18 protein-coding genes are annotated in these 20,046 nt (G+C 50.2%); 8 read left to right on the top strand and 10 right to left on the bottom strand.

The window, feature by feature from the left end; translation table 11 throughout:
- Positions 1-373 precede the first annotated feature (373 nt).
- The 6 genes from HPY52_07300 (at position 374) to HPY52_07325 (ending at position 5,313) form a co-directional block, all read left to right on the top strand.
- Positions 374-1,195, top strand: coding sequence for an amidohydrolase family protein (locus tag HPY52_07300; protein NPV80072.1), 822 nt, complete (start codon positions 374-376; stop codon positions 1,193-1,195).
- Between the two features lie 124 nt (positions 1,196-1,319).
- Positions 1,320-1,598, top strand: coding sequence for a hypothetical protein (locus HPY52_07305; protein NPV80073.1), 279 nt, complete (start codon positions 1,320-1,322; stop codon positions 1,596-1,598).
- Between the two features lie 75 nt (positions 1,599-1,673).
- Entirely contained in the window at positions 1,674-2,723 is a 1,050-nt protein-coding gene (locus tag HPY52_07310) for a Gfo/Idh/MocA family oxidoreductase (GenBank protein ID NPV80074.1), read from the top strand.
- Positions 2,724-2,735: 12 nt separating this feature from the next.
- Positions 2,736-3,101 (top strand): hypothetical protein, encoded by a 366-nt coding sequence (locus HPY52_07315; GenBank protein NPV80075.1) that lies wholly within the window; start codon positions 2,736-2,738, stop codon positions 3,099-3,101.
- Complete coding sequence (locus tag HPY52_07320) at positions 3,098-3,856, top strand: hypothetical protein (protein ID NPV80076.1); 759 nt, start codon at positions 3,098-3,100, stop codon at positions 3,854-3,856. Before HPY52_07315 ends, HPY52_07320 begins: the two co-directional genes overlap by 4 nt.
- Before the next feature lie 230 nt (positions 3,857-4,086).
- Complete coding sequence (locus HPY52_07325; protein NPV80077.1) at positions 4,087-5,313, top strand: ROK family transcriptional regulator; 1,227 nt, start codon at positions 4,087-4,089, stop codon at positions 5,311-5,313.
- 16 nt (positions 5,314-5,329) lie between these two features.
- On the opposite strand, the gene HPY52_07330 is transcribed toward HPY52_07325, so the two are convergent.
- The 8 genes from HPY52_07330 to HPY52_07365 all read right to left on the bottom strand — a co-directional run bounded on the left by HPY52_07330 (position 5,330) and on the right by HPY52_07365 (position 14,651).
- Positions 5,330-6,364: a hypothetical protein gene (locus HPY52_07330; GenBank protein NPV80078.1), complete on the bottom strand. Its 1,035-nt coding sequence runs from the start codon at positions 6,362-6,364 to the stop codon at positions 5,330-5,332.
- 370 nt (positions 6,365-6,734) lie between these two features.
- On the bottom strand, positions 6,735-7,211 hold the full coding sequence (locus HPY52_07335; GenBank protein NPV80079.1) for a GNAT family N-acetyltransferase: 477 nt from the start codon (positions 7,209-7,211) through the stop codon (positions 6,735-6,737).
- Between the two features lie 157 nt (positions 7,212-7,368).
- Complete coding sequence (locus HPY52_07340; protein NPV80080.1) at positions 7,369-8,904, bottom strand: family 20 glycosylhydrolase; 1,536 nt, start codon at positions 8,902-8,904, stop codon at positions 7,369-7,371.
- The gene (locus HPY52_07345) at positions 8,901-9,197 is read right to left on the bottom strand and encodes a hypothetical protein (protein NPV80081.1); all 297 of its coding nucleotides are present in this window, start codon (positions 9,195-9,197) and stop codon (positions 8,901-8,903) included. Before HPY52_07345 ends, HPY52_07340 begins: the two co-directional genes overlap by 4 nt.
- A 180-nt stretch (positions 9,198-9,377) precedes the next feature.
- On the bottom strand, positions 9,378-10,640 hold the full coding sequence (locus tag HPY52_07350) for a Gfo/Idh/MocA family oxidoreductase (protein NPV80082.1): 1,263 nt from the start codon (positions 10,638-10,640) through the stop codon (positions 9,378-9,380).
- A 70-nt stretch (positions 10,641-10,710) separates the two neighbouring features.
- The gene (locus tag HPY52_07355) at positions 10,711-11,604 is read right to left on the bottom strand and encodes a sugar phosphate isomerase/epimerase (GenBank protein NPV80083.1); all 894 of its coding nucleotides are present in this window, start codon (positions 11,602-11,604) and stop codon (positions 10,711-10,713) included.
- A gap of 250 nt (positions 11,605-11,854) precedes the next feature.
- Positions 11,855-13,159: a transposase gene (locus HPY52_07360; GenBank protein ID NPV80084.1), complete on the bottom strand. Its 1,305-nt coding sequence runs from the start codon at positions 13,157-13,159 to the stop codon at positions 11,855-11,857.
- Between the two features lie 235 nt (positions 13,160-13,394).
- Positions 13,395-14,651 carry an ROK family protein gene (locus HPY52_07365; protein ID NPV80085.1) on the bottom strand — a complete coding sequence of 419 codons (1,257 nt, stop codon included), beginning with the start codon at positions 14,649-14,651 and terminating at the stop codon, positions 13,395-13,397.
- Positions 14,652-15,140: 489 nt separating this feature from the next.
- On the opposite strand from HPY52_07365, the gene HPY52_07370 reads away from it, so the two are divergent.
- Both HPY52_07370 and HPY52_07375 read left to right on the top strand, forming a co-directional pair.
- Complete coding sequence (locus HPY52_07370; GenBank protein NPV80086.1) at positions 15,141-16,157, top strand: Gfo/Idh/MocA family oxidoreductase; 1,017 nt, start codon at positions 15,141-15,143, stop codon at positions 16,155-16,157.
- A 199-nt stretch (positions 16,158-16,356) separates the two neighbouring features.
- Complete coding sequence (locus HPY52_07375) at positions 16,357-17,526, top strand: iron-containing alcohol dehydrogenase (protein ID NPV80087.1); 1,170 nt, start codon at positions 16,357-16,359, stop codon at positions 17,524-17,526.
- A gap of 364 nt (positions 17,527-17,890) precedes the next feature.
- On the opposite strand, the gene HPY52_07380 is transcribed toward HPY52_07375, so the two are convergent.
- Positions 17,891-19,030 (bottom strand): hypothetical protein, encoded by a 1,140-nt coding sequence (locus HPY52_07380; GenBank protein ID NPV80088.1) that lies wholly within the window; start codon positions 19,028-19,030, stop codon positions 17,891-17,893.
- 6 nt (positions 19,031-19,036) lie between these two features.
- The gene (locus HPY52_07385) at positions 19,037-19,870 is read right to left on the bottom strand and encodes a hypothetical protein (protein ID NPV80089.1); all 834 of its coding nucleotides are present in this window, start codon (positions 19,868-19,870) and stop codon (positions 19,037-19,039) included.
- Positions 19,871-20,046 lie beyond the last annotated feature (176 nt).

Raw genomic sequence — 20,046 nt, forward strand, 5'->3', positions numbered from 1 at the left:
CTACATAGCCACAATCACCCCGTAATAAATTAAACTTTCTCTGGTAGAAGGTTCTCTGAAAGGAGGATTTTGGGGAGAATCATGGAATACTTCTTATGGGTATAATAAAAAGTTTAAGAGACTTCCTCTGAGAGCTATCTTACGTTAGCTATTCTCTGAAGATATACTGGTGTATTCTTTTTCTTTTATAGATCTGCGATGTTAATCCTAGAAGTCGCCTCAGACATGAAGGGCATGCGTAAACGGGCGCGGCCGTAATATCCCCGGGTATTGCTCCAGCTTCGAAGTCGGATATCTATAATCAATAATCAATGGCCAATAGAGAAAAGTCTGATATTGGGAATTCTCAGATTTGAAGGGGGGTTTTCATGAAATGATATTGGACGGACATATACATATAAACAGTAGAAAAGGAGACAGGGAAGACTTCTTGAGGCGCCTAAAGAAGGGCGGAGTGGATGGAGGGATAGTATTTTCTATGCCTCCCTCTTCATTCGTCCATATAGGAGATTCAGGTTCCCCAAAGGAACGGTTAGAGAACTTGCTCTATTGGACGGAAACCTGCGACAGCTTGTACCCGTTTTTCTGGGTCGACCCCATTGAAGAGGATGCTGCAGACCAGGTCTTATATGCCGCTGAGCGCGGGGTTTGCGGCTTCAAAGTAATATGCAATAGGTTCTTTCCAGGAGACAAAAGGGCACTTGAGGTGTTTAAGATAATCGCAGAGCTACGGAAGCCAATTCTTTTCCATTCTGGGATATTATATGATGGAACACCATCGTCACAATATAACCGTCCAGCGGGGTTTGAGCCTCTATTAGATGTCAATGGCATAAGGTTCGCCATGGCCCACATATCATGGCCATGGTGTGATGAAATGATAGCCGTCTACGGCAAATATCAAAACTGCCGCGCCAGGCGTCCCGATCTTTCCGTCGAGTTATTCATTGATACTACCCCAGGGACTCCTCCCATCTACCGCGAAGATGCCCTTATGAAGTTATTTAGAGTAGGCTATGAGATAGAGAACAATATTTTCTTTGGTACAGATAACTCTGCCAATGATTATGATTCGGCCAGAGCGAGAGAATTGATCAAGCGGGATAATGACATCTATAGCAAACTCGGTTTGACTGAAGAGGTGGTGAACAAAATATACGAAGGCAACATGAGGAGATTCCTTGGTATATCCTGAATTCATGGACCCCCATCTAGCAGTCTAACGGAAGTATAATGCCAGAGTTTAGGAATCGCCTAATAACCTATAGGACGATGTATTTTTGACGGCTTCGAGAAGCCAATATGTGGGGGTATTACAAATGAAAATCGGTATTATGGGAGAATTGCTGGGGGTTCCCTGGGATACCATTTATGAAAAGGCTGCAGAATTAGGTTTTGACGGGATAGAACTTGGTATCCGAGCGCAGGAATGGCATGAGCGTCCGCTGTCTAATATAGCCAGCCGGCAGGCCATATTTGAGAAGTCCAGACAAAACAAGATGGAGACCTGTTCCCTTTGCTTGCATGGATGGGGAGGAGCGGCTTCCTCTTATATGGTTACATTTATGGTTACATTGTCCTGGAGACATCACCCCTGAAAGATCCCATTGGCTCTGCTCTTAGAAACCTTCGCACAATACGTCGCTATATTTCATAGGCTGGGAGGCATTATCATGTCTATACGCATAGGATTCATAGGCTCCGGAGGTATCGCAGCTTATCATTTGAGCCATCTTGTTCGTATCCCAGAGGCAGAGATAGTCGGGCTCTGTGATGTTAATCCTGCACAGATTGAAAAGACTCGAGAAACCGTGCGAAAGAGCGTCGAGGAATACTTTAAAGCTGGTAGTGCTAAGGAACTCAATGCAAAGGCATATACGGATTATAGAGCCATGTTGCAAAATGAGGATTTAGATGCAGTTTATATCTGCCTCCCACCCTACGCCCATGGGGAGATAGAGCGGGAGGTGATCGAGAGAGGACTCCCATTCTACATAGAAAAGCCGGTGGCAAAAGACATGGCAATAGCGCTCCGTATTCGAGATGCAGTAAAGGAACGTGGGCTTCTGACATCCGTTGGTTATCAAATGCGATACTGGAGTGCCATGAAGAAGGCTAAGGAATTGCTTCAAAACAAGACAATCGGCATGGCCCTTGTTATGCGCTGGGCGACCCTGCCACCTGTTCCATGGTATCCGTATCAATCTAGGTCAGGCGGTATGCTGGTAGAAATGGTGACACATCATGTAGACCAGCTCCGTTATCTTCTCGGTGAAGTTGATATGGTATATGGGGCGGGAGCGCGTCGTGTGCTGCATAAGGTGAACCCGGAATATGATGTGTTTGATGTAAGCTGTGCTACCCTTACCTTTGAAAGCGGAATCGTGGCCAGCATCGCCAACAACCTCTTCTCAGGAAAGGTCGCACCTAAGACCGCGACCGGGGTACATATTTTGGCGGAGGACTTGACGCTTAGTTTCCAATTAGGCCAGGGGCTCACCATCATCACTCCTGATAAAACTGAAACATACCCTTATGAAGACTATGGTTTTGCTGCTGACCAGATGTTTGTTACGGCCGTACGCAATGGTGACCCTTCGTATATTCAGAGCGATTACGCTGACGCATGCCAAACGCTCGCCATCACCCTGGCAATAGAGGAATCTGTGCGTAGTGGTAGCCCGGTGAAAGTGGATGAATTCGTACGCTTGAGAGCCCTATAAGAGGTGAGTTCTGTGTCCAATATATATGTCCTATTCTGGTTCGATGTGGAGGATTTTATCACGCCAGAGAACGATGATGCACTCAAGGGCATCATCGAAGCCCTCGATTCTCACAAGGTACGAGGAACATTCAAGTTAGTGGGCGAGAAGCTGAGGGCTCTAAAGAGGCGGGGACGCCGGGACATTCTCGCTGGTCTGCGCAATCATGAAATCGGCTATCATACCAATTTACATAGTGTCCACCCCACGGTAGCTGAATACCTGAAGGACCTTGGCTGGGAAGAAGGGATCGAGGAGTTTGATATGAGTTTTGGTATGCTGTCAACTTCAGCAGGGGCAAAAACCCGGACCGGGCTAGCTGGTCTCTTCCAAGAGTGAAATCCCGCCAAGAGATGGAAACTGAGCTTGGCTACTTTTCCGAGTATGTGGCGCATATAGCCTCCCATCCGGATGTTAGGACTGTGACAGCCAGCGAGGCGTATGAGCTTTACTTTGATGAGGCCAGAGATAGAGCATTTGCTGTTCATGAGATTATCGCCTTTGCGCGGAACCTGGGCTCAATGATCACTTATCAGCGGGTCGGCAGCGCAGCAATATCACCGGCTGAGGCTTTCTATCTTGTCGTTTCGCTCCTGGGGGAGGCGATTCGAGAATACTCAGCCGTTTCCGATCCAGGTACTATTCTTGAGGCTATAGCAAGATTCAAGGTCCAGGTACCCACGGGGATTTATGGCCCTATCCGGCGAACTGCGAGCAATCTGACCTCCTGTGATTACGCCGCATTCCTGGCAGCATGTAAGTGGGCAATAGATTTCATCGATATGAACGGACGGATTCCGGATGCAGTACCGATAGGCGGGGGGAGTTTGAATCCAGTGGACTTCCTTGCTACAGCCAATGCACTGATATCAAACTTATTTGACGGTTCTTCAAACAAGTCGGGTGTAAGCGTACCTTCATCGCCTGGCAACATTAATCCGATGACCGGTAATCTAGAGCTAGAGAGGCAGGTTGTAGGAGAAGGAGTATGGAAATGGATCATTTTCCCGGAAGGCTTTGATGCCCCAAATATCATAGAACTTGCCAAGCTTCAGGCCTGGAGTCTCAAACCCGCGTGCCTGAGCCATTGCTAGGGATGACCAAGTCCGAATTTAGAAATATGAGCTAACCGTGTGAGGCGCGACTGGCAACCGCGCGGTGACATAGCCGGGTCATCTTTCAACTCTGGACTTGACGATCTATAATTTACAGAAAACTTGAAGATTTGAGTTGGGATACCACAAACCGTGTTTCTAGCACAACAACAGGTATGTTTGTCCCAGAATTCTCGTTCATGATATAATTGTCATTGTGAGGTGATCTGATGGAACAACCCTTCATGGGCAATCCGAGCCTAATGAAGAAGATCAATCTCTCTATGGTCTTGGAATTAATCAAGACCCGGGGTCCCATCTCGCGGGCAGACATAGCCAGGGAGCTCGGGCTCAGTCCTCCCACGGTCTCAAGTCTTGTCAAGTCGCTCCTTGAGGATAACCTGGTGGTGGAGATAGGGCTTTCCCCCTCATCGATCGGGAAACGGGCCACCCTTCTAAAATATAATCCTTCCGCAGGCTTCGCTGTAGGGGTCTACCTGGACGGGACAAAGATGCTCCTGGGGGTCACCGATCTAGCAGGGCAGACGGTCACTAGGTCCGAGCTCCCTGTGAATGGGTCAAGCCTCAAGCCAGAGGAAGTTCTTACGGCGATCCGCGATATAGTTAACGATGTGCAGAAAACCTCCGGAGTCGATGGGAATGAACTCAAGGGTATAGGAATGGCCGTAGCCGCAGTCACTGACGCAGCCACCGGTACCATACTCTCAGCGAGATACCTAGGTGCGCTTGTGGGCTTTCCATTTAAGACAATGCTGGAAAAATCCTTCAATGTAAGGGCTTATGTGGACAATGATGTATATATGGGCGCTTTGGGCGAGAAGCTTTATGGAAAGGGAAGGAATTCTGAGAATATGCTCTTCGTCACGGTAGGCGAAGGCATTGGGGTGGGAATCATTCTGGGGAACCGTCTCTACAGGGGTGCCCACCATGGCGCTGGTGAGATGGGAGACATGATAATCGAAAGGAGCCTGATTGACGAACGGGGTCCCCAGGGTGGGCATTTGGAGAGGCTCTGCGGGTGGGACGCAATCACCGAAATGGCCAAGGAGAGGCTTAAAAGCGGAAAAAAGAGTCTGATAAATGAAACGTCAGGCGGGAAAGTCTCGGCCGATTTAGTGCATGAGGCAGCGCGGAGAGGCGACGAGGTAGCCCTTGAGATCGTCCAGGAGGTTTCCCGCAATCTCGCAATAGGCATCGCGAATGTGGCGAGCATCTTGGATCCCGATCTCGTGGTTCTGGGTGGCGATATCCTTTCAGCGATGGACCTCTATCTTGATCGTATAAAAGAGGAGCTTTTCAAGATCCTACCGCGCCTCCCCAGGATAGAAGCGTCCGAACTGGGCCGGAACGCAGAGCTTTTGGGGGCTGCCGGGATGGCCATAAACCAGATGAACCCCCTCATCGTCGTTAGGCCTGGGGAGGTGGTAGGCACATAGTCCAAAGCAGCTGGTATCACAGATACCTACGGAAAAATTCGAATGCCTTATTCCCGGCAAAGGCGTGCGGCCCCGGGTGAATGTCAGTCCAAAGATCCTTCTCGGCGCCCGCAGCCCTGTAAATTCGTTTCACCCCCTCATAACCCTTCAACAGGTCCTGTATGAAAAAGCAATTGTCATAAATCCCCATCTCAAGAAGAAGTGGCCTTGGGGCGATCAATCCTGCAATATCATGGGTGTCAAAATACTTGTAGATAAAGGGCACAATCTGGGAGCCGCAGAAATTAGCCCTCTTGATTCCAAATTCCGCCCAGGGATTTACGTAACCTATGATATCTGCTGCCTTTATCCTGGTGTCCGCTGCGCTGGTGAAGGCAGTCATAGTGCCGCCCTGGCTGAGCCCCATCATGCCGATCCGGTTTGGATCTACTTCAGGCCGGGTCTCCAGATAATCTATACAGCATTTCATATCCCAAATATTGAGCGTCAGGGTCCAGATACCCAGAATTGCCCCCTTGATGAAATTTACGTTACAGGGGTCCCGACCGGGGAAAGGATCCATTCCATCTCGCCTCTCACCGAAGACTCTGAGATCCGGTGAGATTGTCAGGAATCCCGCTCTTGCCATCTGTTCGCCATAGTTGTAATTCATCTGCTCTATCTCGCGAATATAATCATGGGAGGACCTTATTCCTGCCACTGGGTCCTTGCCGTATGGTCCATGACCATGACTGCACAAGATGGCCGGGTTTGACCTGTCAGGCTTCATATCCTTAGGACGAAGGACTATACATGGCACCGACATAAACTCTTCTGAGTCGAAAACCACCCGTTCACGTATCAGGTCCCCGTCCTCCACCGAATACTCCACTTCAGGCGCCGGGTCAACCCTCTTAGGGAACTCTCCCAGGAGCTCCATATATTTAGAATAGGCTTCCTTGTACCACCTCTCCCAGTCTTCCCGGGTGCTGCCTCGAAAACTCAGAAGCGGCTCCCAATTTTCAGCAATCTTCTCCCAGTAGGCCTTCATCGAGAAATTGCGCTTTGCCACGACATATTCACCCCCAGATCTGATAGAAATTGCCTCAAACCCCTATGGCAGGTGTTGGGCAGTATTATAGGCCCCAAATCTGTCAATGAACCGCCCCAAAAGTACACGGCTGCCATTTTATCCGTCTGACAGTGCTGCCTTGGCGGCATCAGAAGTCTATCCTAAAAATAGCGGCGCCCGCATCTGCAATTTTCATCTCTCCGATGGTGCTGCCTGCGACGGCATGAGGGGTCTACCGCCAGAATGAGCTGCTGCACTTTTTATCTCTTCATGGTGCTGCCATAGCAGCATGGGCATCTATTCTCTAGATCGCCCAAATCTTGCGTCACATAATCATATCACTATATCGCCCGAATCCTACACCATATACTTATAGATTCATGGCGTAATGAATCTGCCGTGCGACTTCCTTAAACCCCATCTTGGGGTAGAGTCCCCGGCCGATCTCATTTTGCTCGAGGGTTTCAATCCTGGCACGCCGCAGCCCTTGAGACCTGAAATAATCCAGTGCCTTCTGGATTAATGCCCTGCCAATTCCAAGTCCCCTGAAGCGAGAGTCAACTGCCAGGTTGGGGATTCTTCCCTCTAACGCGCCCATATTGATCCTCGTCGTGATGTAGCCGACAACCTCCCCTGCTATCTCCGCGACGAATATGCCATCGGGGTTAGCTTCGATATCTTCTCTGATAGCTTGCCTTTTAAGATCCTCCCACCCCGGAGATCCATTTGCGCCAAGCAACTTTGCTATATTTTGGTCAATGCTGACACCGTCAAAGGCTTCAACCGTGATATCGAGGATCCTCTCAAGATCTCTGGGATTATAGACTCTCAATATAAAATCCGCCATAGAACACGGGCTCACAGGGGTAAAGCCCATCTCTCCTCTCTAATAACGAACTCAGTAGCCAAAAATGATTCCCCTATACGCATCAGGCCTTTTGTTCTCTTTCGCTTACTATATCAAAATGGCAACACTATGCCAAATCACGTGCGATCAGCAAGATTCACTTCATCAACCAAGGGGCCCTAACCTTAACCTCCACTTCATTAGGCACATCCGGGTCCTTTATTGTCTTTTTGAGAAGTTCCCTGATCTGTCCTTCAAGCATAGAGATCTGCAGCCTGGTGGCTGTTTCATATACACAGAGATAGCCCGCGAGTTTAATGTGCTCCCAGGTTTGAAGGTTGCGCCTAACGCACGGTGAAACATCCTCAATTAAAGCCAGGGCCTTCTTAGCCCTCTCGACTGCATCCTTATACGGAAAAGGTCTACCGAATGGATCGGTCCGGCTCAGCAGATAAAACGCTTGAATGACTTCGGATGAATTTAGCCCGAAAAACTCTGCCGCGAACCTGTTATCAAAATCAGACTGTAGAAAATCATCTGGATTCCACATGGTCTCTGCCGCGCAGACCAGCCCGTAGAACGTAGTCTCGGGGTGCCCCCTCCTGATGGCCCAGGAGGTGCATATGATTCCGGGGGTCTTGCCTGCTGAGGCCTTGGCAAACCCGACGATGTTGGGTATATGAGTTAGGTAACTCGGGAAATTGTAGCTGTCCCCGCTGGAGCGAGTAGCCGGGGATGAGATAACGCTATAGCCATTATCCAAGAAGAAGTCCAGGTATGGGAAGCTCTTGAATTCAGTTGCCCTTTCACTCTTAAACCAATAGGGGTCATAGATCTTGCGGATATGCTCGGGGACCTCGGTGAGGTTCTCCATAGTGTAGCGTTTTGCATTCCATATGACAAATGGCATACATTCCCCCTGGGACCAATAATCCCAGTAGTTGATAACCGCATCCTTGGGGAACCTATCAATAGCCTCCGGATGGTTCGAGAGCATATCGCTCCAGATCACGGGAGTTTTTCCAGCTTTCTGTACTAGATCGCATATTTCATTCATATATTCGATATAAAGCCCTGAGAATCCTACTTCCTCGACCCTCTTCCGGCAGCGCGGGCAACTCCCGAGTACCCAAGTCTCGTCGCCCCCGATGTGAAAGAATTTGTCTCTGGCATGGAACTCAAGGACCTCGGCAAAGAAATCCCGGAAAAGCTGTTTGGATCCAGGGTTGAGTGGACACATCTGGGATATATCATTTGGCTTCTCCCTGAGGGATCGATATGTGTCGTGCCGCAATACATACTCCATATGTCCGAGGGACTGGATCAAAGGGACCAAGGTCATATGATGCTTCCTGGCGTAGTCTAGAAGCTCCCGAAGCTCTTCAGGGGCAAAAGCCGCTTCCGAACATATATCAGAATGACGCCTATAAGGGAATTTGTCCTCATACTCGATCAGCAGAGTATTGACTTTGTAAAGGCTCAGACGCCTTGTAAGGTCGTGCAGATAAGAGGTCTTTGGCATCTGGACCTTCAGATCGAGGTGAACGCCACGCATGCCGAACGAAGGCCAATCGACAATCCTCACGGCACGCAAAGGCTTATCCTCCGTGAGCTGAATCAAAGTTGCAATTCCATAATAAAGCCCCTTGGGCGAAAGGGCGCGGATAAATATACCTTGAGGAGTAACCTTCAATTCATAGCCTTCGCTAAGGATTCATCGCCAACCACATCAAGTTGGGCCGGTATCCCTTTACTCAATTCCCTCCAGGAATCTACGAGCTCCAAGTGGATGTCCCCCTCAACACCCGGCTCGATTGATACTATAGCCTTCAATATATCTTTGAGGACATCTTGACACATTTCAAGAATCCCGGTTTCCGAAACCCTGGGGCTTACGGAGAGAACCAACTTTTCACCATAGTCGTAATACCCCTCCCCAAATTCAAGGTATTTTGGTTTGGGAATCACGCATATATCGTGCATCAAACCTTACACGCCCCTTCGTCACCTGGCTTCGATCCCCGATCCTTAACATCTAGTACTGTTCTGAGACATATGCAATCTTTGGCAATACTCCCGCCCAAGCGGCCATGAGAGGCCGGTCACCTTTGCCTGGGGTTGGCCGCCCGGCTGCCACAAACGGGATGCGGCTGCCTATGTCACAAATTAACCCTCTGGGAAGCCTTTTAGCAAATCCTCTATAATAACCGGCCTTCCGGTGGCAATCGATTCGTTGGCTGCTATACCTATGAGGATAGACATAGCCCCCGCCCAGCTGCCCGCCATATGGCCCAGGGGATCGGGAATCCCTTCCCTAAACAGCATATCGCGGAGCCGCTCATCCCCGCCACCATGACCCCCTAAAGCTCGCTTTACCTCGAAGGTCTTTACCCCGCCAAAGGTGGGATAGAAACGGATGAGATCCGATGTCTCTGGACTCATATCCCCTAAAGCAGCCTTGAAGGGATCTATTGACTTCCGAATAGAAGCCCTTTCTTTAAGGTTTACGGCCTCGGTAGAGTAGAAAGCATCCGCAACGCTGAGCTCAAGCCTCCCCTTGCTTCCATTTATGGCCATCCTCCACCCCTCAAACGGCATATATGAACTTAAGGTGTAACTCATCTGGATGCCATTCTTGTACTCCACCAAGAGGGCCATAGTGTCCTCTATGTCGATTTCCTCCGCAAAAACACAACTATCACGGTAATACCCATCAATATGCTCCGCGCTTATGTATAGTTCTTTCGCTCTCTCATCAGAGGCGAGGTCAAAGTAGAACGGGCACTCCTGAGTATGAGAGCAAGTCCGGCACCGCTCTCCCCTGAACTTCCCGGCTGACCCGTAGACGCGGCGCTTGCCCCTGGCATACACAAGCCTGGGCTCTGCCTCAAGCCACCAGTTTACAATATCAAAATGGTGGGTGGCCTTGTGGACCAAAAGCCCTCCCGAATTCTCTTTGCGCCTGTGCCAGCGGCGGTAGTAATCAGCCCCGTGAAGGGTATCGAGGAACCAGTGGAATTCCACAGAGTAGATGTCCCCCACAATGCCCTCGCGTAATAACTCCTTGATCCGTGTCGTATATGGCGTAAACCGGTAGTTGAAGGTGACGGTGATGTGCCCTTTCGATTCTCTCTCAGCCGCGAGAATCGCTCTACACTTCTCTGCATCTATGGTCATTGGCTTTTCGGTTATTACATCCTTACCTCGCCGTAGAGCTTTGATGATATATTCATGGTGCGTCGAATCCTTAGATGTGACGATCACTACATCACATGGGACCTTATCCAGCATCTCGTCGAAATCTGTGAAGCCTGGTATATCACGACCGATCCAGGACCTTGCGACCTCCATCCGCCTGGGGTTTACATCGCAGAGGCCCGTAAGTTCCGCCACGTCAGAGTAATCCTTTACCATAGGCCTCGCGTACATCCCTATCCCGCGGCCCCCGGTGCCTACCAGCACATAATTCCGCTTCAACCTTTCCACCTCCCCGGATCTGTCAGATTCCTATCCTTTCCGCTATCTCCTCGAGGAAAGCCTTCGATGCCTTGTAATCTTCGTCTAGATCCGGCACCCGGCCGATATCTACAGCCACATAACCGTCAAACCTGTGCTTCTTCAACGCCGTGAACACCCCATTCCAGTCGATGGTCCCCTCCCCTAGCCTCAGGTGCTTGTTATCGCGGCCATCGTTGTCAGACACGTGAAGGTAGAATATTCTCTTCCCCAGCTTCTCGACACTGAGCGGTAGGATCTCCTTCTGAGCGTGCTGGTGACCCGTGTCGAGCACTGCGCCGAAATTTTCGTCATCGACGGCATCCATGAGCCTGAGGAGCGCGTCAGTGTTCGAGATGAGTTCCCCAACCCTCGGCTCGAGACAAAACTTGAGCCCTGCCCTCCGGGCCTTTTCAGAACACTTCTTGAACGTATCAACCATGACATCCCAGAGGGCAGGCCAGCTGAAGTTTGGATCAACTTTCACATTGAATTGCTTGCCGTAGTCGAGCATCTCCTTATATGGCGCATCACCAACAAATTCAAGGGGCGGGGAATAACTATCGGTCTGGATGGTCTCACACCCAAAGTAGTTTGCTATGGATGTCGCAAGGTCGAAGAGTTCGTGGGCCTTCTTGCGTTTAGCCTCATCCAGGCTCACTATGTCAGGGAGGATCGGGCAAAAGTTGACCACCTTAACTTCAAGCTCATCACAGAGAGATTTCAAGGATTCTTTATGCGCATCGACCTCTTTAAGGTTGGTTTCCCTCACACCCTCGAGTTCGATGAACCTGAACCCAAGTCCCGCCATCTCCCGTATAGCCTTGTACGTATCCTCGATCTTCGGCGGGTATCCATACTTGCTAATAGCGTAGAGCCAACAACAACTAATCTTCAATTGTATCCCCTCCCGCAAAATCATTCAACAGAGACTTATGCCGAGCCATTTGCGATGTGACTTTTTTACCATAGGCCAGCCCCAATCTAAGCGGATTCAGACCAGCCCAATGGCCTCCAAAAACACGGATCGCGGGATCAATTACGGCTTAAAAAGATAATATATGGATTGTTATGTCATAAATTACATTTAATGGATAGCATATGGCCACACCTATCCCCCTTTCACTCTCTGTCCGGACTTCCTTTGCTTAGGACGCCTTGACCAGACTACGCATGTTCTCGAGTTTATTCTCTTTGATCCAGCCCACCGCCATCGCTAGCATCACGCATAAAGCCAGGCCAACCCGGACTTGCATCTTCCTTTGACCCCGGATGTAGTGGTTCTCAAATCCAAACGACACATCAAGCCGGCTGTTCACGCGCTCCACCGCAGTCCGGTGATCGTATTCCCGTTCCCACTTATAGCTCGAACGTGCTAATGGCGTGAAGACCCGCCGGTCTTCTTCCATTTTGATCCTGATACAACTTTTCACGGGACAATCGCACATCCCTCGGCATGAGACCCCGTAATGCAAAGCCGGACAACGATACTTCAGGGTTCCTCGGTCTTTCTCAAACCCCGCATATGCCATCTCCCTTTGTACGCCGCTTACTGGGTCACAGCAAAATACCGTCCCTTTGAAGTCATAGACCACATTCGTTTCGCCCGGCACTAGCTTTGTCGCCTCGCCGTCTTTCCAGAGATTCCGAATGTCGATCACCGGTTTGATTCCATATTCGTCCCACAGCTTGGCGATTAGCTTGCCGTCGTCCATCCCTCGGTCCGCCGTAAAGTATTCGCACCTTCCCATGATCTCCGGGTGACGACGGGCGGTCTCGTCAGCGATCTTGTGAGCGTGCTTGACTTCCGATTCCGATGCCTTCGTCACCTCGTAGGCGACGGGAAGCTCATAGGTGGCGTCCACCAATAGATGAAGCCGGTACCCAAACCAGGTCATAACCTTCTCCCACACTGTCCCATCCTCACGCTGGCCCCGGTAGTGTTTGACACCTATGTTGGCATCCAGATCGCGCCGCCCATCCGGCTCTGCCGTCTCTCCCTTCTTCCGGGGGTTGACGTGGCTTCTGAGCGCTTTGCCGTCAAAAGCCAACCGCTGCCCAAGGTCCGGCAGCAACTCGGTCAAAGTGGTCACCAATCTATCAAAAACTGCCTCGACTTTAGCAGGGTATCTCAATAGTGTCTTCAAAAACCGGCTGTATACCCAAGAGGGCGGAACCATGCCCAATCCGCACATCGCCCGCAATTGCGCGTTCCGGCTCAACTCGCGCCGCAGGCTCTCTATCGATATGTGCTGGAAAACCACACCCGCTAGGATCGTGTTCCATACGGCCCGTATCGGGTATCTATTCCGTCCCTTGCCACGATTCAATTCCAGGGTGCGCATCAGTTCTTCGTCAGGCATATATTCCAAGACCAGCCGCAGCCGTTCAAGGTCCCCAAGATCTTCGATTTCTTCCCACCCAAAAAGCTGTTTCTGTGGTATAATGGCCATATGGAGACCTCCCGTTTGAAGGTTTTCGCTTTTTAATAACATTCGCTATGCGGGGCCGGTCTCCTTTTCATTTGGGGTCAATTTGGCTGTTTTTGCGTCTTTCTATCGTGAAAATCTCTATTTATCGCCTCAGGGTTGGGGTAAAATGTTTTTCACCTTCTGCGGAAACCGTTGTCGCGCATGGGTTTATCTCACTGCGCAAATGGCTCATGCCCGCTCGCTTTCCCCGGATATCTCAAGGTGCCTGAAGAAATGCGCTCCCGAGGCTCGGGAGGAGCCCAACCCCCCTCAATACAAGGGTTGCGGCCCCTATGGAGCTTGCCTCGATGCCGAGGGAAGAAGGCACGATCCTTATACTCTTGGGCCTGAGTTTAAGTGCCCTTGTCTTTACTGCATCTTCAATCATTGGAAATATGATATCCCAGGCCTCCGTCACCTCACCGCCGATTATCACAAGCTCAGGGTTCAGGAGGTTTACCGCCATGGCTACCCCGATCCCCAGATAACGAGCGCCCTCTCCTAGAAGGCTTATGGCCAAAGAATCCCCCTCCCTGGCAGCCCTTACAACAGAGCTGAAAGAGAGGTTCCCGTCATCATCCCCGAGGCTCTCCCGGTCCGCAATGAGGGAGCTAGTCCCTTGCTTTATCGCCTTTGCTGCCCGTCTCAAAATCGCGGCCTCAGAGGCAAGAGCCTCAAGGCACCCATAACCTCCGCATCCACATCGCGGCCCATCCTCATCCACGCAGATGTGGCCAAGCTCCCCAGAAGATCCGTCCTGCCCCCTGTATAGTTCATTGTTTATGATGATTCCGGCGCTTATCCCAACCCCAACATTGATGCAAACCAGGTTGGACACTTCCCTTCCTGCACCGAACCAGCTTTCGCCAAGAGCAAAAGCTCGCACATTATGTTCGAGGATCACGGGAAGCCCGAATTTCCTGCTTATGATTTTACAAATGGGGAGATTGGACCATCCAAAGTTAGAGGAACTAACCGCAATCCCTGAATCAATGTCGAGGATCCCAGGCATGGCAATGCCTATGCCAATGACATTTTCCTGGTCAGTTTCGGGATTTCCAAGAATCCCTTCTATGGCTGCCTCAATAGCGCAAACTACATCATCTTGGCCCCGCGACCGTAGTGGAGCCTCGTGACGCCTTTTTATCCCTCCCATAAGATCCATCAATATGGCAATTACCCTGCTACCCCGCACCTCAAGACCCATCGCGCCAGGCGCATCAGGATTTATTGCATAAAGCCTGGGGCGCCGACCTCCCTCAGACTCCCCAAGCCCGATCTCCCGGACAAGACCACTTTTGACAAGCTCCTCAACTATAGCAAAAGCCGTAGCTGGTGTAAGCCCGGTCATACGAGCAAGCTTGGTTCTAGCGACTGGCCCGCAATTTCGGATTATATCAAGAACCGTTATGGTATTAACCCTCCTCAGGGTCTGAACATCTTTGACCACCAGGTGCTCCATCGCAAATTCCAATACCCTTCCCAGAATGATGATGTCAATTCAAATATGGCCGCGTGAAGTTCTTCTTATAGCCACTATAAGAATTCGCTACCTCATATCGAAATCCTTCTATCTCGCCAAAATCCTATGCATATTTTATAACAATATATACCATAGTCTCACTCTCTCCACATATCCTGTACGCTGAGTGCAGCTTCCAGGCTCGAGCTTGGGGCATCTATAACCAGATTCAGACATAAATGAGGCACGGAGCATATGCGGAGAGCTGGCAATGGTGGGGCGGCGCGTTCTCTGAATCTTGGACCGGTCATCTGGAGATGGTTCAAACCTGAAAAAAACCGTGAGGACTTCCTGAGAGATAGCAGGAAAACCTGGAACTATGGGGAACTATTTTTTAGATTCAAAAATAAAGTAAACGGACTCAAGCAGCTACTCCTTGCCCACGAGCGCGGGAGACGAACCTTAACGACCATTCAAATTTGAGGGGGGACATCATATCATATGGATATCAAGATTGCGGTAGTCGGGCTTGCTCATCCTCACATATATGATTTCCTGAACGAGGCGCTTGGCTTAGATGGCGTCAGACTCACTGGAATTGTGGAAGAGGACGCCACAACACGCCTGAACGCTAGCAAAAGGTACGGGCAAGTCCCGGCATTTGAGACTATGGATGATTTACTTGAGTCTGTCGATGTAGACCTCATTGCCACCGCTGCGGTCAACAATAGAAAGGCTGATATCATAGTCAATGCCCTTAAGAAAGGCAAGCATGTGATATCGGATAAGCCTTTGGTCACTACGATGGAAGATCTTGAAAGAGTAAAAGAGGCATTCCGAGAGGCGGGCCCGAATGCAAGGCTTTGTATGCTTCTGACTGAACGTTACAACCCATCCCTTGTGACAGCCAAACAAGTGATTGATAGCGGTGAGATAGGCGAGATTGTCAATTGCATCGCCTTAAGACCTCATAGGCTGGCACCCTCGACAAGGCCGCTATGGATGTTCAACCGCAAGGAGTATGGAGGTATCATTGTCGATCTCGCCATACATGATATTGACATTTTACGGTGGTTCACCGGAAGCGACATCGCGAAGATATTTGCAGCCCACCATTCAAATAGTAGATTCAGACAATTTAAGGAGTTCGAAGATAATGGAGAGATATTCCTTGCCCTTGACAACGGAAGCACTGCCTTCATCAGAGTCGACTGGTTAACTCCAGATGGCTATCCGCACCACGGGGATTGCCGTGTCCTCGTGGTAGGAACCAAGGGGCAGGTAGAGGCACGTACCATTGAATCCAGGGTGGAAGTGTTCTCTGACACGCATTCCCCGAGAGAGGTTCCTTTATGCAAGAGGCCTTCTACTCTCGCTGAGGATCTGATTAGAAGTATTTTGGACCCAGAATACGAGCCGGTGATTAGAGCAGAAGACATTTTTGAGGCGACGAGGGTCTCCCTTGAGGCTAGAGCTATGGCGGACACTGGAGATACGCCATGGACCGCCAAATTCTGATATAGCCACTCGATAGGGATTGAAGGAATCTCGTCTCGGAAGTTGAAGTTATGGTACACTAATCAAGGATCGTCTTTCCATAGACGCTACAATATACAATTTTCCACCCCGAACGATGCGCGCCGCGGCCTTCATCTTTCTGACGATGCCGCCGCAGTAGCATTAGGGTCGGCATTCATTAAAGCGAGGAGTGAGGATTATGGAAGACTTCACCTTTCTGAGCCCAACCAAGATTATCTTCGGCAGAGGCACCGAGAATCAAGTCGGCGCCGAGACGAGAAAACATGCCAAGAAGGCGCTGCTCCATTATGGCAGCGGGAGCATCAAAAAAATGGGACTCTACGATAGAGTCACAAAATCGCTGAAAGATGCCGGTGTGGACTTTGTCGAATTGAGTGGCGTCAAGCCCAATCCTCGGCTAAGCCTGGTGCATGAAGGAATTCAGCTTTGCCGTGAAAAGAAGATCGACTTTATATTGGCGGTAGGAGGAGGGAGCGTCATCGACTCAGCTAAGGCCATTGCCCTGGGAGTGCCTTACAACGGAGATGTGTGGGACTTTTTTGAAGAAAAGGCGGTGCCAGAAACGTCCCTTCCTGTGGGCGTAATTTTGACTTTGCCTGCATCGGGCAGTGAAGCCAGTAAGAGCTGCGTCATCACTAATGAAAATGGCTGGTTGAAACGTGGCCTCAATACTGAGGTGAATCGGCCAGTGTTTGCCATCATGAATCCCGAATTGACCTTCACACTTCCACCATACCAGACAGCCTGCGGGGCTGTAGACATCATGGCTCATGTCATGGAAAGATACTTCACCAATGTCCGTCATGCGGATTATACTGACAGGTTATGCGAAGCGACACTGAAGACTATCATCAAACATGTCCCCATCGTGCTGGATGAGCCAGAAAACTATGATGCCAGAGCTGAAATAATGTGGGCAGGTACATTGGCCCACAATGACTTGGTAGGGACTGGCCGAATCGGCGATTGGGCATCTCACATGATAGAACACGAACTGAGCGCCATTTATGATATCGCCCATGGCGCAGGCCTGGCCGTTGTATTTCCGGCCTGGATGAAATATGTATATAGGCATGACATCCAGCGCTTTGTGCAATTTGCCACCCGCGTATGGAATGTCGAGCAGGACTTCGCGGACCCAGAAAGGACAGCCCTAGAAGGGATCCGTCGGACAGAGGAATTCTTTAGGTCAATAGGCCTTTCAACTCATCTAGGCGAACTCGGAATCCCTGATGACCGGTTCAGCGAGATGGCTGAGAAATGCAAGAAGACGGACGGAAGTACCGTAGGGAACTTTGTGAAGCTCAATAAGGGGGACATCGTGAATATTTTGAACTTGGCGAAATAGGAAGTAGACCCTTATGCCGCTGCGGAGTACCATCAGAAGGACAAGACCGCAGCGCGCATTTCCTGAGGTAATCCCTCTCTGCATCGTGAGTTCATCCAGCCCCTTGGCGACATACTGATCAATTCGTCGCAGTGGTATCTCAACGCTCTCCGGGAGAAACGGCAGTTTGCGAATTCCCCCACGGCGAACTCTTTTGATCTCCCCAATTTGGGGATTTGTGTGATACAATTTCACTGGCGACTCCCTCCTTTTGTTGTCTACCTCTGTCTTACCGCAGAGGACCGGGAGTCGCCAGTCCAATTTCTACAAAATTCGGGACATCCTCAACGGCTTTGTCAGATACGGATAGGAACGTTGATTGATCTCATATAATCTCATCCTGAATTACATGCCAGAGATCAAAAGCCATTGCTGGCTCCTCGTCATCAAGAAAATCGGCTTTGGCAGGCGTAAAGATTATCCCTCTTCTCGTCCCCCTATCTGCAAGGGGTCTCAGGATGCGCTCAAAATACCTTCTCAGGCTTTCCCCAGCAAGCCTTGGGAAACCTCCAATATAAAACTTGCCATTGTCAAGAACCAGTCCCATGACGGTCTCATACTCATACCTTTCAGGATTCCCGAAGTTGATAGCCTTTACCTCCGGTATCTTGACGAGATCCTCAAGGAACTGATGGCCGCTCCCACAGAAATGCACCCACCCTCCGCCAAAAGGCCGCAAAACCGATGCAATATAAGGAGCCACAAATTCATTGAAAACTTTGCGGGAGAGTAAAGTAGCTGTATCTTCGGAACAGCGAACCCCGCCATCCCCCATATATAGATTGAAAAGATATCCCGAGGATAAATCCTCACCCACGGCACGTTTGAGAACCTTCGTCACGCTTATATACGCCGCTGTGGCGAGTCTGAGAAGGTGATGGACGAAATCAGGATCATCGTAGATCTCTGTAAAGATCCCATCCCCATAAACCAGGTGGGCGATGTCCCAAGATCCCTGTGTATCAGAGAGATGAACATGTGCTTTGCCGTTAAGCTTCTCCTTGAAAAATGCAATGTACTCAAGAGCGCGCGGCACAAGGCCTGAGCCTTTGACATTCTCTTCATTGAAATCATCCGGCGACAAGGAAAGGATCTTTTCCTTGGGAAGATGCTCCTTGAGCCATGGCATCTTATCCTCGAAAACCCCCTGCTCAAGGCCGAAAACCGTGGGGATGAAACCAGTCCCTAGATTGGGGCGCATGGAAAGCTGACCGTCACCAGCGCTCCTTGCCTGGGAAATAAGACCCCAAAGATGGGCAATCAACATCTTTTCAGGATCATAGAACTGCTCCTTGTAATTGTAATCAGGCCATCCCGCCTTTTCCGGCACCTGCACCCCTGGAAGAAGAATTGGAGCATAATCCGGCTCCTCACCCCTCCATACAGCAGCCTGGCGCGTTCTTCCCGCCTCAATTTGACTTATGTCGGGTTGAAGAAGGCTTAAGACATATTCGAGCTCGGACATGGCCTTTCACCTCAGTTGCACCGTCGATTTACTCGGGGTGAAAACCATCTCCCGCCGCTCACCCTTTCCAAGGAGAATGTTCCTGGCCACGGTGGCGGTATCCCTTGCCTCCTCCGGGCTCATGAGTCCGACGCATACCACATCATTCTCTTTAATCGCGTTATAGACATAGGTTAACCCCTCCACCGGAGTGAGTTTTCCGGAAGCGAGGGGTTTGATGTTGATAACGGGTTTTGAAGTCTGACGGATAATGTTGGCCACCCATTCGATCTCCACGGGCGACAAAAAACCTAAGACATTATGAGGCAGGATATACACCTCGGAGTCATAGCCCTCGGCTTCGCATACAGGAAGAGTCTCTGGCCGGTGCGTCGAAACCCCAGGGATAAGTCCAAGGGAGCGGCTGTATTGCAATAGCTCTGGGAGCCCTTCTACTCTTTTCTCTGCGGATAAGAGGTGCGTGTCCGTATACCCGCAATGAATCATGCCAAAGGTTGCGCCATTTTCCGCAAGGAATTCTAGATCCTTCTTTTGCTGCGCCATATCAGGGGACCCCAGAGAGGTGCCGATCCAAATAAATCGATTTCCGGTCTGTTCGGTGAAAGCCTTTAGGCTCTCCGCGAGTCGCTCCTGGCACGGTCCTACAATACTATTGATTCCCTGGCTCCATGCCTCGAGCAACGTTTCTACTATCCTGTCAACTGTGAAATGTCTCCGCAGCCACTGGTCCCGGGCCGCAGTGTAATGAGAATAACCAAGAAATGAGTTGGTGCCGCATACCAGCCTGCTTACCTCGAGACCCGCAATCTTCACCGTAGGGAAAAACTGTCTCCCTTGCATTTTTCCCGCCTCCACCCTAAACTTAAAAATAGATAGCCACCATTTTCCTCCCTATCTCAATGTTTTAAAGTTAGCTCTCTCGATCTCGCCTTCTCTCCATTTTTCAATAGATTAAACCGGCGTAGTCGTCGGGGCTGTGGATATGTGGGCAACGCGAAGCGTTGTCCAAGCGGCTG

Source organism: Bacillota bacterium, from assembly GCA_013178415.1.
Lineage (GTDB): Bacteria > Bacillota > SHA-98 > Ch115 > Ch115 > Ch115.

Coding starts and splice junctions, on each gene's coding strand:
- HPY52_07360 (NPV80084.1), bottom strand. CDS start 13,159: ATGGCCATTATACCACAGAAACAGCTTTTTGGGTGGGAAGAAATCGAA.
- HPY52_07310 (NPV80074.1), top strand. CDS start 1,674: ATGTCTATACGCATAGGATTCATAGGCTCCGGAGGTATCGCAGCTTAT.
- HPY52_07325 (NPV80077.1), top strand. CDS start 4,087: ATGGAACAACCCTTCATGGGCAATCCGAGCCTAATGAAGAAGATCAAT.
- HPY52_07380 (NPV80088.1), bottom strand. CDS start 19,030: ATGTCCGAGCTCGAATATGTCTTAAGCCTTCTTCAACCCGACATAAGT.
- HPY52_07385 (NPV80089.1), bottom strand. CDS start 19,870: ATGCAAGGGAGACAGTTTTTCCCTACGGTGAAGATTGCGGGTCTCGAG.
- HPY52_07335 (NPV80079.1), bottom strand. CDS start 7,211: ATGGCGGATTTTATATTGAGAGTCTATAATCCCAGAGATCTTGAGAGG.
- HPY52_07300 (NPV80072.1), top strand. CDS start 374: ATGATATTGGACGGACATATACATATAAACAGTAGAAAAGGAGACAGG.
- HPY52_07375 (NPV80087.1), top strand. CDS start 16,357: ATGGAAGACTTCACCTTTCTGAGCCCAACCAAGATTATCTTCGGCAGA.
- HPY52_07305 (NPV80073.1), top strand. CDS start 1,320: ATGAAAATCGGTATTATGGGAGAATTGCTGGGGGTTCCCTGGGATACC.
- HPY52_07370 (NPV80086.1), top strand. CDS start 15,141: ATGGATATCAAGATTGCGGTAGTCGGGCTTGCTCATCCTCACATATAT.
- HPY52_07350 (NPV80082.1), bottom strand. CDS start 10,640: ATGTACGCGAGGCCTATGGTAAAGGATTACTCTGACGTGGCGGAACTT.